The sequence below is a fragment of the Ekhidna sp. ABH4_415 genome, assembly GCF_056161305.1.
This window is the reverse complement of the sequence record NZ_JBSWYW010000007.1, coordinates 205,545-225,423: the sequence shown is the minus strand read 5'-3', so window position 1 is coordinate 225,423 and position 19,879 is coordinate 205,545. Positions and strand designations below refer to the sequence as shown.

Sequence of the window (19,879 nt, the reverse complement as noted above, 5' to 3'; positions counted from 1 at the left end):
CAATTCTGAAATATCGTTTCACACTATCACAATGCATCATAGCAATAAGATTATGATCACGCATTACATAAGCGGTCACTCTGCTCACGCGAACTTTTTCTAACTTAAAGGTTCAATCATTGTAAACAGCTAGGACTATGAAGAAAATCATGAATAATCTCCTCATGATCCTATTCTCTTTTGGGCTTTTAGCCCAGGGTGGATTGGAATATCAGGAGCCGCCACAGGAAATCAAAGAACTCATCGATGCGCCTCTGGCACCATGGGTGCGTATCGACAATAAGGGAGAGAATGTGGTTCTCCTTTATCGTAATGCATATAAATCCATTGCAGAGCTATCCGAAGAAGAACTCAGACTGGGTGGTTTAAGAATCAATCCTGTGACTAACATTGGCAGTCGGACTACTTTCTATAATAATGTCAAAGTAAAAAAAGCTTTTGATGAGGATGAAAAGCAAGTAACAGGTCTGCCTGATAACCCCCGAATGGCCTATTTCAGTTGGTCACCTGATGAGAGCAAGATGGCGTTCACTCACACAACATCTTCAGGTGTAGAGATATGGGTATTGGATGTAATAAAAGGAGCGGCTAAGAAATTAACCGATGCTGGTGCAAATGCAAATCTGGGCTGGCCAATGGTTTGGGCTACTGATAGTAAAAATCTATTGGTAAAAATGCTTCCTGAAGACAGAGAGCCATTAATTGACACGGAAACTGCCGTTCCAACAGGACCAACCGTAAGTGTGAGTTCTGGCGAAAAAGCGCAAAACAGGACCTATCAGGATTTGCTTAAGAATCCAGTTGATGAAAAAAACTTTGAACAGTTGGCAAGATCTGAAATTTACAAAGTAACTCTGGATGGTAGCACGTCCAAATGGATGGATGTGGGCATGTATCGTGGGATGGACTTCTCCCCTGATGGCAATTATGTGTTGATCACTAAAGTAAAAAGACCATTTTCGTACCTCGTTCCATACTATCGTTTCGCATCCGAAACAGCGATCTACAACAAAGATGGTAAACAGGTTAAGCTATTGCTAGATATGTCCGTGGATGAGGTAAGACCGAAAGGCTTTATGGCTACCACCGATCAGCCACGGAGCTTCCGATGGAGAGCTGATAAGCCTGCCACGATGGTTTGGGCACAGGCTCTTGATGACGGTGACCCGGCCAAAGAAATGGAATATCGTGACGAAGTGTACGAATTACCCGCCCCTTTTGATGGCAAAGAGCGTTCACTGATAAAAACCAAAAATCGTTTTTCAGGAATTACCTGGGGAACGGATGAGATTGCAATCGCATACGATTACTGGTTTGATAATCGAAATACGAAAACGTATACCTTCAATCCATCTGACAACTCTAAGGAAGTTAAAGTGATTTTTGATCGTAACTATCAGGACGCTTACAGCGATCCCGGGAATTTTGTGACCACTAAAAACAAGCTTAATCAATATGTGCTATCGATGGATGGCAGCAATGCATACCTTATGGGAGATGGGTTTAGTGAAGAAGGACAATTCCCATTTGTCGACCAAATGAATCTTGAGACAGGGAAAACAACCAGGTTATATCAATCAGAATATACCGATAAGGTGGAGGATTTGGTTGATGCGATTGACATGACGAAAGGAGAAATTCTTGTTCGCATTGAGTCTCCAACGGAGTATCCTAACTATTATGTTCGAAACATCAAGAAAAAGATGGACCTCAAACCAATCACTCAGTTTGAAAATCCATTTAAGGCAATGATGGAGGTAGAAAAAGAGGTGATTACTTATGAACGCGAAGATGGTGTGGAGCTAACTGGAACACTTTATCTACCGGTAGGATATGATAAAGAGCAAAAAGAAAAAATGCCGATGATCATGTGGGCCTATCCAGTAGAGTATAAGGATAAAGCGAGTGCGGGGCAGAATACCACGAATCCAAATGAATTCATTTACCCCTGGTACGGATCCCCTGTTTTCTGGGTGACACGCGGCTATGTGGTGCTGGATGATGCTGCATTCCCTATTATCGGAGAGGGCGATGAACAACCGAATGATACCTTCAGAAAACAATTGGTAGCAAATGCCAAAGCAGGTATTGATGCAGTGGATGCTATGGGCTACATTGATAGGGATCGCGTAGCAGTAGGTGGTCACTCTTATGGGGCTTTTATGGTTGCCAATTTGTTGAGTCACTCAGACTTGTTTGCAGCAGGAATTGCCAGAAGTGGTGCATACAATCGTACGCTTACACCTTTCGGATTCCAACGAGAGGAGCGCTCCTACTGGGAAGCACCGGAGGTGTACTACACCATGTCGCCATTTATGCATGCCGATAAGATGAAGACCCCTCTCCTCCTAATTCATGGTGAAGCAGACAATAATTCAGGTACATACCCAATGCAGAGTGAACGCTATTTCAATGCTTTAAAAGGACTTGGTGGACCAGCCCGGTTGGTGATGCTACCAAAAGAAAGTCACGGCTACCGAGCGAAAGAGAGCATCATGCATGTACTTTGGGAGCAGGATTCCTGGTTGGAGGAACATGTAAAAAACAAAGATCCTATGGAAACTACTGTAGAGATGGAAGTGGATAAAGAGTAACAGATAATAATTAACCTGATTTAAGCCGGACCCAGAGGTTCGGCTTTATTTTTTGCAATCATTTACCCTGATCAATCTCATTACTCATTGCTTTAACAGCATTATCAAGATCTTTAGAGGAATTCACCATAACTTTTATTAATCTCTCCTTCTGATTTTCATCCAATTCCATCGCAGTGGAGGCTCCAATAATCTTAGATAACGAGGAGCGAACTTCATGAGAGTTCATATAGGCTATTCGTTCCAATCGAGCATTCTTTTCATTTAGATCTTGTGTGCGAGCCATTACTCTTTCTTCTAGCGAATTGTTGAGTTTGCTCAATTCATTGTTCAGCCTTTCAATTTCACTATTCTTATCCTTCATATTTGAATAAGCATTACCAAGCAAATAATACAAAAGATAAAAGCCGGCATAAATGCAAAACAAAAACAAGATACCAGCGCTCGTAAACTTGATATAGTCTGGGGTAATTGGGTAGGACATGCCTATGATCGTGGAGCCATAATATCCATTAATAAGTATGGTAATAGCTGTAATACCCATCCACCACTGAGAGTGTTTCATTCCTCGTGTAATCAACGCATGCATAGGTATGAATGGCATCCAATAAACCAGAATATGAAACATATCCGGATTGGCAAAAAAATGGACCTCAACGATTAAGTATAATACGATAGCATGAGCAATTTCAAGATTGTAAAGAGGTCGCTTCCAAAAAGACAAAAGCAACAAAAATGCATTGATTAATAAGCTCGGAATAAGAAGTTCTACAGTGGTAGCATCTAGATCAAATAACACTTCAATAACCAACACCACCATCATCATCAAATTTGTAGCAATCAGCACCCTGTGAGTAATCAGGCGTGACTGTGGTATTTGGTAATCCTTATTTAAAACCCGGCGAAGATTTTTAGACGAATGATTAGGCATGAAGGTGATTGTTGCGGTTACACCAAATCACAATTTAATCAAAACCCTGAAATCAAATTGAAAAGGCTCTGAGTGCTATTATAAAGCGTTCATCTTTTTAAAATTTTACCCTCGTATACTTCATCACTTTTCAGTTTCACCCTGATGAGGTATTCACCTTGGATGAGATCCTCTATGTTCAGGTGGTCTATAGCCCCAAAGATCTTCTTGAGCCGCCCGGTCATATCATATATCAATATGCTTTCAATTTTGATCTCATCAATGCCTCCAATTTGAATCTGATCAAACACTGGATTTGGATACACTAAAAACGGATTAATCCCTGAAGTAATTCTTACTATGGACGAGTACTCAATAGAACCATCAACATCTACACTCATCAATCGATAGTAATGAACACCCTCACTTACATTCATATCTACAAATCCATACTCATGCTTCTCGCTACTATTTCCATGAGCGTCTACACTTCCTAATGACCTAAAGTTCGCCCCGTCATCACTTCTCTCAACCTGAAAATAATCCGCATTGACCTCTGATAGTGTTGTCCAGTTCAATTTTACATCCAAACCATCTCTTCTACCATGAAAATCAACTAATTCAACTGGTAATGGATTTGCATCTGAATCTGTTGAGTAGATTGTGAATTCACTGAAGCTATTTGTTTGAGCAGTAATTGTGTAGGGGTCGGATCCTGATGCTACCACCAATGTCAACTCTACCCAATCTGTCCCGTCGAAACGAAGCATACCTAGTGTAACTGGATCAGAAGCTTCGTCGCTACTTTCAATTTGCAATGTAACATCTGTACTGCCCGGAGTTCCGCTTATTAAATCAATATCCCAGTATCTAGTCGTAAGCGTACTTTCAATATTTCCAGTCAACTCACCACTCACAGTACCATGCAATGCTCTCATATCTCCGAAAGTACCCCCACCAACTGGAGCAGACTGACCAACATGTGAAACTTCAAAAGTGGCTGTATTGGTAGGAGTAAGTTGAGCGGGTCGGTAAGCACCTGCATCTCCAACTGGAAAATCAAATAAAGTAGAAGCACCCACTAATACCTGTACTCTGCCTTCTATGTGACTGTTTGCGTTAAAAGTACCAGCTACAGAATTATTTAATGTGAGTGAAGGATCATCATTTTTATCGCCATCATCTAAATCAATATCTAAGATTCCATTTGTTAAAGTAAGCGTGTTGTTTACCTCCAAATCATTTAAAACCGTCAATCGACCTCCATTTAAAGTGATGTCATCAATGGTCGTATTAGCTTCAGGATCAACAGAAATGCTTTTTGTTACAGTCAATGTTTCGATATAGTCATCCTGAAGAAGCAAGATAGTCCCATTTGTATTCAATAAATCGTGCGCTTCCTGAATGCGGTCTCCTGATGCCTGAGGACTAAGTGGACCGACATATAGACCATCAAAATCTCCCTGGAAACCGGTAGTAACCAAATCAGTATCCGTTCCATCAGAAAGCCAGGGGGTAAAGTCATTACCAGCCCCAACGAGTGACTGGATTGTAGATTCATCGATTGAATTAAAATAGTTTCCAGAAAGGTTTATCGTTGAGGTCTCAGCAATAAATCCATTACCATTTTGGTTTAAATTGCAATTACTGACCGTCAAGCTGCCTCCAGTAAAAACTCCCATACCTCCGACATAATAAAAACCTGGAATATCCTCTGGTCCGGATAAGGTGGCCGGATTAGTTACAAACGAATTTGTGACAGATGCACTCGCCCCCTCTCTCACTATTATATTAAAGCCGGCATTGCCTCCCGTTGCTGTTGGATTAAACCCATTTCCAGTAATAGATGATTGGGTAATTGACGCTACCGCATCACCTCCCCTGACGTATATTCCCCTTTGCTCATTATCATGAATGTTGCAGTTGATAATTGTAGCATCAATGCCAGCACCGTCAGAAGCTGAGGGAAAATCACCAATGACAATGCCCGAATAATTAGAAAGATCATTATTAACGCCCGATACATCTAAATTATTGATGGTAATGGCAATATCATCAGTAGCAGATCCACCCGCATTAAAGACATAAACTGCTGTTTCAGTATCAATATTCGTTACATCCGAATCAGTAGCAAACCCTGACATGATAACATTTTGGATAGTTAAAACGGACGGATAAAAGCCTCCAACTCCATCCGTATTAGATGGAAGAATGCCTGTCATGCATCCAGTAAATGTTCCACCATTAATGACTGCCTCAATGCTGGATTGCAACCCATATGTAGAAATACCTAAAGAAGCATTTGAGATATCATTATTATATAGATTCAGATCTACATCTCCAGATGTCAGGAATGCAGCAATGCCAATGCTCCCATCGGTGGGGCTGGTTGCATCCTCAATGGCAAGCATTGAAATTACATTATCTGAAACCATGATGCTTCCGGTGCTTTCATTACCTACAGCCACGCCCAGACTGTTTGTGTAAATCACATTATTTTGTATTGATATTCCAGTATTTCCAGTAGCAACTATTCCATTGGTGATGCTGGAAGTAGACGCATCTGTTCCCAGTTGAATACCATCAATAGAGACTGTATCTGCTGTGATAGTGATGCCTACACCAGATACATCATTAATTGTTTCTGCACCTCTTGTCCCATTCCCGGCAATTCCTGCGTTCGCGCCTTCTAGTGATACCGGATTTGATATGATAATATTCTCACTGTAAGTGCCTGCAGCAACGATCACTCTACCATTATCAACGGCGATATCTACCCCCGATTGAATCAGCTGTTTTGGATCTGATGGCCTGCCAAAGCCTGTATCATCAAGAGCAGAGGCATCTACATAAATAATTCCGTTTTCAGTACCTAAAGAAGCAAGTCCTCTTCTAAAATCAGCAACATCATCATCTGTATCTTCAGCCAACGGCACTCTAAAAATGGCCTCATCCGAGATGTCTGATGATGAACCTCCGGAGGCAGTACCGTCCGGTGCACCATCCCCAGTACCATCTCCCTCTAGATCATCCCCAATCTCAACATCATCAACTACTACTCCATAGGGGTCAGTCAATGTGATATAAACATCATCATTGATTTGCTCGCTGCTGACAGGATTACCCAGAATTAAATAATCACCAGCTACTGTATTATTGAAACTACCCGATCCTACATAGGACGAAACTGAAAATGCACCGGAACCGGTGAGGTCTCCATTAAAATCCGTCCCATCGATAACAGCAATATTCCACTTTATTAAATTAAGTCCTGAAGTACCGATGTACAGCTCGATCCATTCATCGTTGGTTCCTCCTGATCCTCCGGGAGCAGGATTGGTAAATCCACCAGCACTCCAGTCCTGTTGGGGTGAGGTTACAATTTCATTAATTAGCACTGTCCCTTGAGGAGAGTTGTTGGCACCCAGTGTGGCTCTAGTCTGTACGAAATCATCTGCTTCAACATCTGTATCCAAGCCATTTGGTATTCTACAGATTGATTCATCATCCGCATTATTGGAGTTGCCTGTAAAACCTGTACCTGAACCCGAAGCTATTTCTACTACATCAATGATCGATCCGTAGGGGTCTGTCAAAGTCACGGTGACAATATTACTTATAACCTCTGATCCCTGAGGGTTACCCAAGACCAAATAATCACCCGCAACAGTACTTGTAAATGAACCCGAACCGAAATAGGTAATTTCCTGGAAAGCTCCGGATCCTGTAAGATCTCTGCTAGATAGGTCACCTGAAAATGGAGTTCCATCCACTACATCTATTGTCCACTTTGTCAGGTTAAGACCTGTTGAACCAATGTACAGTTCGATCCATTCATCCGTTTCAGATACTGTCCCGCCACCGTCTGTTCCGTCAAAGCCATTTGTACTCCAATCAATTTGAGGTTCAGTTATTACCTCATTTATTAACATTATTCCAGTGGGTGAATTGTTAGTACCTAATGTCGCCTGTGTCAATACAAAATCATCAGTATCAACATCAGTATCCTGTCCATTCGGAATTCGTGCTACAGACTCATCAAAAATACCTGTGGAAGCACCTGTAAAGAAAGTACCTGAACCAGCAGCAATCTCTACCTGATCGATTATCGCCATAGTATTGTCCCTAAGAGTGACTGTAATATTGGCATCCATGGAGCCAGTATTTGGTTGTCCTAAAACAATGTAGTCTCCAGCGTCAGTGTCAGTGAACATTCCTCCAGTTCCTGAGATATAGTTCATTATAACAAAAGCCCCTCCTGCTGCAATTACGCCAGATTCATTGGTGCCATCATTAAGATCGATGATCCAACCAGTAAGGTCCAACCCATTCGAAGTGATATATAGCTCTATCCATTCATCATTGGTGTCAATAATTCCAAGTCCATTGGTTCCGTCAAAAGAGTTAGTGTTCCAATCCACCTGCGGGTCAGTGACCACCTCATTAATCAGTACTTGAGCAGATAATAATGATGATTGAATTACAATGAGGAATGCGCATAGACTCATTCTCTTTACTGTAGAGAGAATACAAGCCAATACGTCAACATAAAGACGTCCGAGTGAGATCATAGCTGAGGGTGATTTATATGGTTAGTTAAGATACTGTAAATCAGGAAGAAAATAACATCTGAACATATTCTATATCTAAAAACTAACACACAGAAACATTATATAATCGCAAAGACAAATATTAATTTTTCTTATTTGCAATAAGTTATCTATTCGGAAATAATACAATTGAATTCTACATGAAAATCAAACAATAATATATCGTCACCATGCTCTTAATCATAATTATATATCATTTTTATGAATTAAAATAGTATTTATTATTGTTTTTGTAACCTTTATAAAATTATATACGTTTTATTATTTATGTATTTGTAAATGCAACTATACAATTTTTTAAATCAATGTTTCACCTTAAAATTTGAAAACCTATGATCTTACTTGGTATTCTTATCATCCTTTTTGGATTATTCATGTTGTATTTCCGTCCCCAGCTCAGTGAGCAAGACATCATTGAGGACGGAGTGCTAATTAGACGAAAGGCACCTCCATTCCTTTTAATGTTCACTAAGAAAATCTCACTCTTTATCGCAGGGGTAGGATTTATGGTGACTATGTTGCCCTATCTCTTCTTTTGGGCTGAACCTGGCTATCAATACTTTTTGGTTTACCCTACCGGACACAGTGATGTTGTTATGAATCAGGGAATTAAATGGCGAGGATTTGCCAAAGTGGTTCCATGGCAGAAATACATAGATGTGAAGGTGGTTGAAGATGGTGACGAAATTAAGGACATAGAAGGCTTAATGGATCCCATCCCTATTCGCTTCATTGATCAGGTAACTGCTGAAGTAAAAATTTCTGGAAGATTCCAGCTACCAACAAATGAAGAAGATTTCATCACCTTGGCTATTAAGTATCGTACGATGGATAATCTTGTGCAAAACACACTTATCCCTACGATTCGCGAACAAACAAACAACACAGGTTATATGTATGCAGCTCAAGATTATATATCCGGAGAAGCGCAAAGCTTCCGTCAAACATTGGATGAGCAACTAAAAGATGGTGCGTATGCCGTTATTAAAATTGAGCATAAGGATACAGTGTACGCTGACATTCAAAGAACCGAATCATCAAGAGAAATAAAGGAGATTCGTACACGATATACCGTAGAGCTTGTTCTTGAAAATGGATTGCCTAAGCGAATTCCTCACGAATTGACCGAGAATAACATCATTGTCTCTCAGGTCATTGTGGACGATGTGATTTTGGAGCCAATATTTAAGCAGCGTCTGGAAGCACAGCGTGACGAGTCAGCCAAACGGCAGATAGAGCAGCAAAAAGTAGAAACCGCAAAAGCAGCACAAGCGCGAATTATCGCGGAAGGTGAGCGAGACAAAGCAGCCGAACGTGTGAACCAGGAAAAAGAGCAGGTAAAGCAACTGATAGCCATAGAGACAAAGTTGAAGCAAGAGCGAACCAATAAGGAATTGGCTGCCATTGCTCTGGAAACCGAACGACTCAAAGCACAGCAGAAGAAGGTATCTGCAGATGCTAAAGCTTATGAAAACGCGAAGCTTGTTACAGCCGGCCTAACACCGCAAGAAAGAGCAGAGTGGGAATATAAAACAGCAGTGGGCGTTGCAGCAGAGTTGAGTAAGCTTACATTCCCTCAGACCATGATTATTGGAGGGGAAGAGAAAGGAAGCACTCCATTAGAGTCTTTGATTGGTGCCGCCATGGCAAAGCAGTTAACATCTACTAATAATAATTTCTCGAATTAAGCTAAAGGAGTCTTTCAGGCTCCTTTTTTTATCCAACCTGATCCTTATACCCTTTGCCATCCCAAACCTGACACCTGATGGCACTTCTAAGTACTCTTGGTTTAAATAGTGGTTTGCCCATTAGAATTCTACCACATTCCTGAATCCCTTCTATAATCGAAGGGTGGGGATGTATCAATTCAGCTAGTTCTTTTATGCTTTTATCCTGAGAAATTAATAATGCTACAGCCTGTATGGCACTGGATGCGTGTTCTCCTACCACACGCATACCCAGAATATTCATTGCATCGTCATTAGTGACCAATACTTTAATGAATCCCTCTGTGTTTCTCATCGCAGTTGCCCGTGGGATGGTTTCATAATTTAAGCTAACTATCTTGTATTCTAATCCAGTCGCCTTGGCTTGTATCTCATTCATCCCCACTCCAGCTATTTCAGGATCCAGAAACATAATTGATGAAATGTTTTTGTAAATCAAAGGCTGCTCAGGCTTTCCAAATATTCGCTCAACCGCATATCGGCCTTCTAATTCTCCTACATTCACTAACGAAATGTCCGCTGTAATATCTCCAACTGCATAAATATTTGAAACGGAGGTTTGTGTCAAATCATCTTTTATTCCCCTGTCATCTACTTCAACGCCAAGATTTTCATCCAGTAACTGATCGTATTGAGGAATACGCCCTATCGAAACAAGCGCTTTTTCGACACGGAAACTTTCTTTACTCCCGTCATTATACTCAAGAATGTATACTACCTCCCCTTCATCCACCCTCATTTCAATGAGTCTTGAATTGCGATGAATGAGCACTCCTTTCGCTTCCAGGTTCTTTTCGATCACCTTAACCACATCCTCATCCTCAAAAGGTAGAATACGATCTCCTTTATCAATCAGATGAACTTTGGTATGGCCGAAGTTTGAAAAAATGGTTGCGAACTCACAACCAATCACTCCTGCACCAACGATTACTATTGATTTAGGGAATGTAGTAAGGTTGTTTAAACCGTCTGAAGTAAAAACGATTTCTTCATCTATCGGTAAATGTGGCAGTTTTCGGGGCACGCTACCTGTAGCGAGTATAATGTAATCCGCTTCGATCGTTTGATCCTGCCCATTACCCGTAATATCTACTGTATTCTTCCCTGTGACCTTCCCTGTTCCATGGATGTACTCAAAAAGTTCATCTCCTAATCCCAGGTTGATGTTCTCCATATGGTGTGTGAGCAGATTTACTCTTTGCTCTACAGCTTGAGAAACTTCATTTTTCACCCTTTCAAAGCTAAATTCGGTGTTGTTAACATTTAGAGCGTTTCCATGGAGATTGATCATTCGCGCTTCTCTGGATATTTCCCACCAGGTTTTACTCCAAAGCGCTCCCTGATGAATACCAGCTCCGCCCAATTTATCTTTTTCTATCAGTGCGACACGTTTACCGAAATCAATAGCTCTCATGGCAGCTGCATATCCAGCAGGTCCACCACCTATGACACAGACGTCAAATTTCTTCATTTGGCTAGGCGATTGTTTCCCTAAAGATAAGGATTTGAATGATTTAATGAATCCGAAGAAATACGTAGTATGAATTAAAACAAAAAGGGTGAAGAATCGTGACCGATTTTCACCCTTCCAATACTGCAACTGCCGTAGCAACTGCAATATTTCAAACTACTGTTCAGATTCCTCTCGGATGCGCTATATAGGGTTGCCCCTACAGCCGCTTTTCTTTGACAGTCATTCAAACTTCGTTGATCCAAGCCAAACTTAAAATCAACTTCCCTTTGTCTGACTGGAAACCGTTGGTTTCAGTTTCTTATCCCTTGTTTGATGATACTAATGTAGACCATAACTTTACATCTCCAAAAAATATAACCCTCTAGTTTTCAACAAGTTTTGCCACTGTTTTCCACCTAGTTATCCACATCCATCAGGCTACTGCCTCCAGCTTATCAGCAAGCAGTTTTTTAATCTCTGGAATGGAATTATATAGCTGTTCATAAGATTCTGTTATGAAATACTCCGTTTGAAATACGTCTTTTCGATAAGGCGTATTTAGCATGTGATCGATGCTAAACTCATGCTTTGGTGGTTCATCACTCAATGAAAATTGGGTCTCACCCGCAGATGACAGAATACCCGCGCCATATATTCTAAGTCCATCTTGTTCCTGTATTAAACCAAATTCTACAGTAAACCAATATACCCGAGACAGCAGCTGTATGGCGTGATCATTGCCAACATACTGTAATCCAATCTTACTGAGCTCTTCCAGAAAGTTTACAAAGTGCTGATTGGTGAGCAGTGGAACGTGCGCAAATACATCGTGAAACATATCTGGTTCCTCCAGGTAATCCAGCTCTTTCATCTTCCTTAACCAAGTGGTGGCAGGAAAACGCCGATTAGCCATCAACTCAAAAAAAGTGTAATCGGGTACAATACCAGGAACTACGGCCAACTGCCAGCCGGTCGTTTCTTGCAGAATCTGATTGGTCTCCTTAAAATCAGGAATAAGCCCTGTTTCAAAATTGGCAATTCGCAAGCCTTCGCGATAAGCTTCGCAAGCGTGAGTTGGAAACTGCTTCATTTGACGATCAAACAGAATCTTCCAGACCTCAAAGTCCTCCTGAGTATAGTTATCATAAATCTGTCTCATACTAGCTAGCTATCGTATTACTCAATAATCTCAATTTCTCAATCAACTTGGTTGCTTCATCATAGTCCAGCGTTTGCTGTCCATCCGAAAAGGCCTCCTCAGGGCGACAATGCGTTTCAAAGATTACGCCATCCGCACCAGCAACAGTTGAAGCCATCGCTACAGATCCAACATGATCCCTAATCCCAATGCCATGAGATGGGTCGGCAATCACAGGAAGATGAGACTTCTCTTTTAGGATAGGAATAGCATTAATATCAAAAGTATTCCGAGATGCTTTTTCATAGGTTCGAATTCCTCTTTCGCACAACAGCAACCGTTCATTACCGCCAGAGAAAATATACTCAGCACTTTGTAGCAGTTCATCAATTGTTCCTGAAATACCTCGCTTCAAAAGCACAGGTTTATCCACTTTGCCAAGCTCATCCAGCAGGTTAAAGTTTTGCGTGTTTCTGGCTCCTACCTGGAATATATCTACATAATCATGCATCGCTTCAATCTGCGATACCTGCATCACCTCTGAAATGATCTTAATCCCGTTTTCTTTCGCCAACTTATACCACAGCTTCAGTCCATCAATACCTAAACCTCGGAAGGAATAAGGAGAACTCCGTGGTTTGTAAACACCTCCACGCATGATTTTGATATTGTTGGCTTTCAGGAAAGCGATTGTATCCATGATATTCTCCTCACCCTCAATGCTGCATGGACCAGCCATTAATGAAAAATGTCCTCCACCGATTTTCACATCGTCCCCTAAATCAATGACCGTGGGATTAACTTTCCATTTGGCTGAGACCAGCTTATAGTCATCGGAAACAACGTGAATGTCCTTGATTCCTTGTAGATGACCTATTTTTCGTATATCGAAAGGTTTCTTTCCTGTCCCAACTAAATAGCTTCCGTATTGAGTCTGGACATGAGTTGTTTTGTATTTCAGCGATTTAAGCTCTTTTTCTACAGCTTCTAATACCTCTCCGTTGACGCCTTTTTCTAATTGTATGATCATCCTTTGATTCCTTTTACAAATTTCTTTATTGCTTCTTCAGACGAATCTTCATTAAGCTGCCTTATGAAGGCACTTCCAATAATTGCTCCATTTGAATAATTACATGCTGTATAAAATGTTTCTTTATCTGATATCCCAAAACCAATCAATTGTGGGTTTTTCAGACTCATTGATTGAATGCATTGATAATATGCTAACTGGCCTTCCTGAATCCCTTTTTTAGCTCCGGTGATGCTGGAAGATGAAACCACATAAATGAATCCGCCGGACTCTTCATCAATGAGTCGAATGCGTTCTTCTGAGGTATTTGGACTTATGAGAAAAATATTGTGAATACCCTTTTCTTTGAAGTTTCCCTGATAAAACTCAAGATATTCCTTCATAGGCAAATCCGGAATAATTACGCCATCTACTCCTACTTCAGCACACTTATCACAGAATCGACCAATGCCAAATTGAATGATCGGATTTACATACCCCATTAAAAGTACTGGGATAGAAACATGATCACGAAGTGTTTCAAGCTGCTCGAAAAGCTTCACTATGGTCATGCCATTCTCCAACGCTTTTTGTGAGCTGTCCTGAATCGTGGGGCCATCTGCGACAGGATCAGAAAAAGGCATCCCAATTTCTAGCATATCTGCACCTGCTTTTTCCAATACATTGGCTATCCTAATTGTATCATCCAGATTTGGATAACCTGCCGTGAAGTAGACATTCAGAACGTCTTTCTTTTCCTTAAATGTTTGATCAATTCGATTCATAGTTCCTAAATGGCTCATTTAGTACTTCCCCCATTTTATATACGTCTCGAGATCCTTATCTCCTCTTCCAGATAAATTCACTACAACCACCTCATCTTTCTCAAACTGTCTGTTCCCAAAAACAGCCAAAGCATGCGCAGATTCAATTGCAGGGATAATGCCCTCCAGCTTGCTTAGTTCAACTCCTGCCAGCATGGCTTCCTCATCGGTTATGCCGAAGAATTCTGCCCGACCCGCATCAAAGAGGTGAGCATGTATGGGGCCTATCCCAGGATAATCAAGTCCTGCAGAAATACTGTATGGCTCCACCACCTGGCCATCATCTGTTTGCATCAATAGCGTTTTACTTCCATGAAGCACCCCCGGCTTCCCTAGAGTCGTTGTAGCGGCTGATTTTCCTGACATTATCCCATGTCCAGCGGCCTCAGCCGCAATGAGACTAACAGATTCATCTTCTAAAAAGTGATAGAATGCTCCGGCTGCATTACTACCTCCTCCCACACAGGCAATTACATAGTCCGGGGAGTTACGCCCTTCAACTTCCTGAAGTTGATGACTCATTTCCTCACTAATCACCGATTGTAACCGGGCAACCATATCGGGGTATGGATGCGGTCCTACGACTGAGCCTATAATGTAATGGGTGTCAGTAGGATTGTTAATCCAGTGGCGCATGGCTTCATTGGTAGCATCTTTTAGTGTCTTACTTCCAGAGCTTGCAGGTTTCACCTCAGCACCCAGTATTTTCATCCGCTCCACATTGGGCTTTTGCCTTGCCATGTCTATTTCACCCATATACACCACACACTCCATGCCCATCAAGGCACAAACAGTTGCTGTAGCTACTCCATGCTGTCCCGCCCCAGTCTCTGCTATGATCCTGGATTTACCCAATCGTTTGGCTAGTAATATCTGCCCGATTGTATTATTCACCTTGTGCGCCCCGGTGTGGCAGAGATCTTCACGCTTTAGATAAATTTTAGTATTGTACTTCTCTGATATCCTGGAAGCAAAATACAAAGGAGTTGGTCTGCCTACATACGTTTGCAGCAGGTGATCAAATTCGTTTTTGAAACCCTCTGATTGAATGATCTTCAGGTAGTTTTCTCGAAGTTCCTCCACATTTGGAAAGAGCATCTCCGGAATGTAAGCTCCTCCAAACTTTCCATAGTATCCCTTATCATTCACACTGTACTTACTCATAACTCTGCCTTTAGCTCACGTAATTTTTCCAGATCTTTCATCGCAGGTTCAATCTCGAATCGGCTGTTCACATCAATACCAACCAGCTGATCAATCTCCATAGCCTTGATTTTTTCAACGTCTTCCAATTGCACTCCACCACTTAGTAAAAAAGGAATATCCAGATTATAGTTTCTCAAAATATTCCAGTCGAAATGACGTCCAGAACCACCATAGTTTATAGTTGCTGAATCGAACAGTAAGTAATCAGCTACCCCTTGGTACTGTTTTGCGACAAAGGGAATGGTGTCCATCACTCTGAATACTTTAATGATCTTCAAACCATTTTCCTTAAGATGTTTGGCGAAATTCAAGTCTTCATCTCCATGAAGTTGAATGTACTCCAACCCATATTTATCTGATTGTGAAAGGATTCGTTCACTGGTTTCATTAACAAATACACCTACTTTATGAATACTGAGAGGTATCCGCATGACAAAATCCTCGTCCATTTCACCCACATACCTTGGTGATTTTGGATAAAAAATAAATCCAATAAAGTCTGGCTTGATTTCAATCAAGCCCTGAATGTTATCAGGGTCTCGCATGCCACAGACCTTTAGTTTCAATTCACTCATGACAATTGCCTTATAAATTCTTTTGCCGCTTTTTCGGGCCGACCGGTTTGCATGAAGGTCTCCCCTATCAAAAATCCTTCAAATCCATATTCTTTGAGTTCTAAAACCGTTTCTGGTTTTGAAAGCCCACTTTCAGAAACCTTGATGAAATCTCCGGGGATTTTTTCAGCCAGATCTTTTGAATTCTGGACATTTGTTTCGAATGTTTTCAGGTCTCTATTATTCACACCGATCAAATCCACTTTATCCGTGATGCTATTAGTCAGTTCATCTTCATTGTGTACCTCCAGCAATACTTCCATACCTAAACTTTGAGCCAGGGATCCCAGCTTTTCAATTTCTTCCTTATCCAACACGGCTGCTATTAATAAGATCACATCCGCACCCAAGGATTTTGCTTCAACCACTTGATACTCATCAATCATAAAATCCTTGCGAAGGATCGGGCAGAAATTGAAGGATCGGGCCACTTTCAGATCTTCGGATGACCCACCAAAATATTTCTTATCAGTAAGGACAGACAATCCGGAAGCACCTGCCTGCATATATCCAATAGATGTTCGTTCTACTGAGACATGTCCATTTATAATCCCTTTGGATGGTGATTTTCGCTTAATCTCTGCAATGATTCCTGATTTATCCGGGCGTTGCAGGTATCTCCTTAGAGAAACCGGTTGACCTTCAAAATAAATACTTTGTTCGAGAAGTTTGACTGGGTAGAGTTCTTTGCTAGATGCTACTTCTTTGCGCTTATTTGCTACTATTTCTGCAAGAATATCCATTAGCTATTGATACTTAAAAAGTTTTTGAAAGACTGAAGGGCTTTGCCACTTTCAAGCGACGCTTTTGCCTCTTCTATACCATTTGTAATAGGTGTTTGTTTTACTGTAGCTATAGCTAATCCGGCATTGGCCAGCACAGCATTATTTTGCGCTTCAGATCCATCTAACACTAAAATTTTATTGAAAATACCTGCAGCTTCTTCAATTGTTTCACCTCCATGAAGCTGTTCCTGTTGCAATTCTTCAAATCCTAAATCATTCGCTGATACAAGTTCCTCTGTTTGGTTTGATATCAACTTGAAATCGCTGGTCAGAGAAACTTCATCGTATCCATCCAGGGAATGCACGATAGAAAAGTATTTGTCTGTATTTTGATACAGATACCCATACAAACGAGCCAACTCGAGACTGAAAACTCCAACAAGTTGATTAGGTGGGAATGCCGGGTTGACCATCGGCCCCAACATATTGAAAAAGGTTTTTACTCCCAGTTCCTTACGAATGGGGCCTACATTTTTCATGGCTGGGTGAAAAAGCGGCGCATGCATGAAACAGATACCTGAGGCATCCATGGACTTTTTCATCTGATCCGCATCCCCGGAAAATTTTACACCTAAATATTCCAACACATTGGATGAACCGCTTACCGAGGAAACACCATAGTTTCCGTGTTTAGCCACATTCACTCCTGCTCCTGCAACTATAAAGGAAGAAATCGTTGAGATGTTGAATGTATTCTTTCCATCTCCACCTGTTCCACACACATCTATCGCATTGTACCCGTCCAAGTCAACAGGATTGCATAGCTCCAACATCGCGTCTCTGAAACCTTCCAACTCCTGAACACGGATTGCACGCATCAAGTACACGGTTAGAAAAGCCGCGACCTGGCTTTTATTATATTGTCCCGTCGCTAATCCTGTCAGCACTTCTTTCGCCTCTTCGCGTGAAAGTGTCTGATTATTTATAAGTCTATTTAGTATTTCTTTCATAATTCCAACCAGTTTTTCATCAGCTGTTTACCATATTCTGTCATGATTGATTCCGGATGGAATTGCACTCCACGAACATCATATTGCTCATGCTTGATTGACATGATGTTTCCATTTTCAGCTACGCTTGTGACTTTCAACGATTTCGGCAATGTCCCTTTTTCTATCACCCAGGAGTGATACCTACATACGTTGAATTTGTTGGGAAGTCCTTCAAACAGTTCATCATTTTCTGTTATTTCCACAGGTGTTACCATACCATGAAATACCTGAGGAAGATTGAATAGCTGTGCTCCGAAAGCCTCCCCTATAGCCTGATGCCCCAGGCATACGCCCAAAATATTCTTAGATGGGGCATACCTTTCAATCACTTTCGGCATCAATCCCGCATTTTTCGGTACACCGGGTCCGGGAGAAAGAAGGATGTGATCAAATGATTCAACTTCATTCAGTTCAAATTCATCATTTCGAACGACTCTCATGGATTCTTCAATGCCTAATTCCCTTAGGATATGCACCAGGTTGTAGGTAAACGAATCGTAGTTATCTATTACCAGTACTTTCATAACTGTTCTGCCTCTTTAATTGCATGCTCAAGGGCACTCACTTTATTGTATACTTCCTGCAATTCATTTTCAGGTTTCGATTGAGCCACTATACCTGCTCCCGCTTGAAATTTCAGCACGTTGTTCTTACTCATAAAACTCCTGATCATGATGGCATGATTGAAATTTCCATCAAAATCCATAAAGCCAACTGCACCACCATAAAAACCTCTGGGCGTTTGTTCATTTTCCTCAATGATTTCCATTGCTCTGATTTTTGGAGCTCCTGAGAGTGTTCCTGCAGGAAAAGTGTCTGCCACTATATCCATGAAAGATGAGTTCTTTTTTATCTCTCCTGTTACTTTGGAAACCAGATGGATAACATGCGAATAGTATTGAACCTCTTTATAAGTTTCAACCTTTACATTATCGCAGCTTCTGCTCAAATCATTTCTTGCCAGGTCTACCAACATCACATGTTCTGAATCCTCCTTAGGATCTTCTATCAGTTTCTCCGCTAATTCTGAATCAGCCTTATAATTGCCAGTGCGTCTGAAGGTGCCTGCAATCGGATGAATTTCTGCCTTTCCATCTTTTAACACAATCTGGGCCTCCGGCGAAGAGCCAAATAATCTAAAACTACCATAGTCGAAGTAGAATAAATACGGTGAGGGATTGACCGATCTGAGCGTTCGGTAGACCTGGAAATCATCTCCCTGAAAGGGCACCTGGAAATTGCGTGATAACACAACCTGAAATACATCTCCAACGTGGCAGTGATGGATCCCCTTCTCAACCATTTTCAGGTATTCCTGATCTGTTTTATTTGAGGTCTTTTGCCCAATGGTTTTGAATGGGTATCCCGGCAAATTACGCTGCTGGATCAGGGATATGACTTCTTCAAATTGCCCGTCATTAGGCTCATCTACGTACGACTCTATGATGTGGCACTCATTTTTGAAGTGATCCAGTGCGATAATAAATTGAAATAAATGATACTGTGCCAGAGGAATGCTATCATCCTTTTGCCTTATCTGTAAATCTCCAAACTCAGCTTTAGTGTCATAGTTGAAATATCCAAAAAGCCCTGATTTTATGAATCCTTCGGACTGATCTACGTCGAATGAAGTAGTAAAACCCTCTATTTCCTTTTTAAGGTCCCTACCGGGAAGTTTTTCTACTTTCCCGCCTGGGAGTTTTCGTTCAATTGTATCTCCCATTAAGCGTATAAATGCCATTGGTGAACAGCAGATGTATGAAAAGCTATTCTCGGCTCCATGGTAGTCAGAACTTTCCAGAAGAAAAGAGTTAGCGTAACGATCCCTAAGCTTCAAATACATGCTTACCGGTGTGATCGTATCAGCTAAAATCGTACGTTCTCGTGTCTTAATGCGTATTTTATTCATGGCTATAAACAAAAAAACCCTGACGATAACTGTCAGGGTTTAGATATTTTTAAACACAGCAGTAGCTCGTCAACAATCAGGATTGTCGATATGCCACCACCAATATTT

General features: G+C 41.2%; 14 protein-coding genes. 2 read left to right on the top strand and 12 right to left on the bottom strand.

Annotation, left to right across the window (positions count from 1 at the left end; all coding sequences use genetic code 11):
- The first annotated feature begins 137 nt into the window (after nucleotides 1-137).
- The gene (locus tag ACXAH9_RS13920; protein WP_474895462.1) at nucleotides 138-2,594 is read left to right on the top strand and encodes a S9 family peptidase; all 2,457 of its coding nucleotides are present in this window, start codon (nucleotides 138-140) and stop codon (nucleotides 2,592-2,594) included.
- Nucleotides 2,595-2,652: 58 nt separating this feature from the next.
- Here ACXAH9_RS13920 and ACXAH9_RS13915 read toward each other — a convergent pair whose 3' ends face one another.
- Nucleotides 2,653-3,525, bottom strand: a complete 873-nt coding sequence (locus tag ACXAH9_RS13915) for a hypothetical protein (protein WP_474895461.1) — start codon at nucleotides 3,523-3,525, stop codon at nucleotides 2,653-2,655.
- A gap of 89 nt (nucleotides 3,526-3,614) precedes the next feature.
- Nucleotides 3,615-8,075 (bottom strand): T9SS type A sorting domain-containing protein, encoded by a 4,461-nt coding sequence (locus ACXAH9_RS13910; RefSeq protein ID WP_474895460.1) that lies wholly within the window; start codon nucleotides 8,073-8,075, stop codon nucleotides 3,615-3,617.
- Nucleotides 8,076-8,446: 371 nt separating this feature from the next.
- Here ACXAH9_RS13910 and ACXAH9_RS13905 point away from each other — a divergent pair, with 371 nt between their 5' ends.
- Nucleotides 8,447-9,802, top strand: a complete 1,356-nt coding sequence (locus tag ACXAH9_RS13905; protein ID WP_474895459.1) for a cell envelope integrity TolA family protein — start codon at nucleotides 8,447-8,449, stop codon at nucleotides 9,800-9,802.
- Nucleotides 9,803-9,830: 28 nt separating this feature from the next.
- Here the strand turns inward: ACXAH9_RS13905 and ACXAH9_RS13900 are convergent, their stop codons facing one another.
- From ACXAH9_RS13900 to ACXAH9_RS13855, 10 genes are all read right to left on the bottom strand, one after another.
- Nucleotides 9,831-11,312 carry a dihydrolipoyl dehydrogenase family protein gene (locus ACXAH9_RS13900; RefSeq protein ID WP_474895458.1) on the bottom strand — a complete coding sequence of 494 codons (1,482 nt, stop codon included), beginning with the start codon at nucleotides 11,310-11,312 and terminating at the stop codon, nucleotides 9,831-9,833.
- A 415-nt stretch (nucleotides 11,313-11,727) separates the two neighbouring features.
- Nucleotides 11,728-12,453 (bottom strand): phenylalanine 4-monooxygenase, encoded by a 726-nt coding sequence (locus tag ACXAH9_RS13895; RefSeq protein ID WP_474895457.1) that lies wholly within the window; start codon nucleotides 12,451-12,453, stop codon nucleotides 11,728-11,730.
- Nucleotide 12,454: 1 nt separating this feature from the next.
- Nucleotides 12,455-13,462, bottom strand: a complete 1,008-nt coding sequence (aroF, locus tag ACXAH9_RS13890) for a 3-deoxy-7-phosphoheptulonate synthase (RefSeq protein WP_474895456.1) — start codon at nucleotides 13,460-13,462, stop codon at nucleotides 12,455-12,457.
- Nucleotides 13,459-14,244 carry a tryptophan synthase subunit alpha gene (gene trpA / locus ACXAH9_RS13885; protein WP_474895455.1) on the bottom strand — a complete coding sequence of 262 codons (786 nt, stop codon included), beginning with the start codon at nucleotides 14,242-14,244 and terminating at the stop codon, nucleotides 13,459-13,461. The genes aroF and trpA overlap by 4 nt, the downstream gene beginning before the upstream one ends.
- Nucleotides 14,245-15,429: a tryptophan synthase subunit beta gene (trpB, locus tag ACXAH9_RS13880; protein ID WP_474895454.1), complete on the bottom strand. Its 1,185-nt coding sequence runs from the start codon at nucleotides 15,427-15,429 to the stop codon at nucleotides 14,245-14,247.
- The gene (locus ACXAH9_RS13875) at nucleotides 15,426-16,046 is read right to left on the bottom strand and encodes a phosphoribosylanthranilate isomerase (protein ID WP_474895453.1); all 621 of its coding nucleotides are present in this window, start codon (nucleotides 16,044-16,046) and stop codon (nucleotides 15,426-15,428) included. Before ACXAH9_RS13875 ends, trpB begins: the two co-directional genes overlap by 4 nt.
- Nucleotides 16,043-16,828 (bottom strand): indole-3-glycerol phosphate synthase TrpC, encoded by a 786-nt coding sequence (gene trpC, locus ACXAH9_RS13870; protein ID WP_474895452.1) that lies wholly within the window; start codon nucleotides 16,826-16,828, stop codon nucleotides 16,043-16,045. The genes ACXAH9_RS13875 and trpC overlap by 4 nt, the downstream gene beginning before the upstream one ends.
- On the bottom strand, nucleotides 16,828-17,820 hold the full coding sequence (gene trpD, locus ACXAH9_RS13865; protein WP_474895451.1) for an anthranilate phosphoribosyltransferase: 993 nt from the start codon (nucleotides 17,818-17,820) through the stop codon (nucleotides 16,828-16,830). The genes trpC and trpD overlap by 1 nt, the downstream gene beginning before the upstream one ends.
- Nucleotides 17,817-18,386: an anthranilate synthase component II gene (locus tag ACXAH9_RS13860; RefSeq protein WP_474895450.1), complete on the bottom strand. Its 570-nt coding sequence runs from the start codon at nucleotides 18,384-18,386 to the stop codon at nucleotides 17,817-17,819. The genes trpD and ACXAH9_RS13860 overlap by 4 nt, the downstream gene beginning before the upstream one ends.
- Nucleotides 18,383-19,771, bottom strand: a complete 1,389-nt coding sequence (locus ACXAH9_RS13855; RefSeq protein WP_474895449.1) for an anthranilate synthase component I family protein — start codon at nucleotides 19,769-19,771, stop codon at nucleotides 18,383-18,385. The genes ACXAH9_RS13860 and ACXAH9_RS13855 overlap by 4 nt, the downstream gene beginning before the upstream one ends.
- Between the last annotated feature and the right edge of the window lie 108 nt (nucleotides 19,772-19,879).

Excerpts from the sequence above, each read along its gene's own strand:
- ACXAH9_RS13920 (WP_474895462.1), top strand. The coding sequence starts at position 138 with ATGAAGAAAATCATGAATAATCTCCTCATGATCCTATTCTCTTTTGGG.
- ACXAH9_RS13915 (WP_474895461.1), bottom strand. The coding sequence starts at position 3,525 with ATGCCTAATCATTCGTCTAAAAATCTTCGCCGGGTTTTAAATAAGGAT.
- ACXAH9_RS13910 (WP_474895460.1), bottom strand. The coding sequence starts at position 8,075 with ATGATCTCACTCGGACGTCTTTATGTTGACGTATTGGCTTGTATTCTC.
- ACXAH9_RS13905 (WP_474895459.1), top strand. The coding sequence starts at position 8,447 with ATGATCTTACTTGGTATTCTTATCATCCTTTTTGGATTATTCATGTTG.
- ACXAH9_RS13900 (WP_474895458.1), bottom strand. The coding sequence starts at position 11,312 with ATGAAGAAATTTGACGTCTGTGTCATAGGTGGTGGACCTGCTGGATAT.
- ACXAH9_RS13895 (WP_474895457.1), bottom strand. The coding sequence starts at position 12,453 with ATGAGACAGATTTATGATAACTATACTCAGGAGGACTTTGAGGTCTGG.
- aroF (WP_474895456.1), bottom strand. The coding sequence starts at position 13,462 with ATGATCATACAATTAGAAAAAGGCGTCAACGGAGAGGTATTAGAAGCT.
- trpA (WP_474895455.1), bottom strand. The coding sequence starts at position 14,244 with ATGAGCCATTTAGGAACTATGAATCGAATTGATCAAACATTTAAGGAA.
- trpB (WP_474895454.1), bottom strand. The coding sequence starts at position 15,429 with ATGAGTAAGTACAGTGTGAATGATAAGGGATACTATGGAAAGTTTGGA.
- ACXAH9_RS13875 (WP_474895453.1), bottom strand. The coding sequence starts at position 16,046 with ATGAGTGAATTGAAACTAAAGGTCTGTGGCATGCGAGACCCTGATAAC.
- trpC (WP_474895452.1), bottom strand. The coding sequence starts at position 16,828 with ATGGATATTCTTGCAGAAATAGTAGCAAATAAGCGCAAAGAAGTAGCA.
- trpD (WP_474895451.1), bottom strand. The coding sequence starts at position 17,820 with ATGAAAGAAATACTAAATAGACTTATAAATAATCAGACACTTTCACGC.
- ACXAH9_RS13860 (WP_474895450.1), bottom strand. The coding sequence starts at position 18,386 with ATGAAAGTACTGGTAATAGATAACTACGATTCGTTTACCTACAACCTG.
- ACXAH9_RS13855 (WP_474895449.1), bottom strand. The coding sequence starts at position 19,771 with ATGAATAAAATACGCATTAAGACACGAGAACGTACGATTTTAGCTGAT.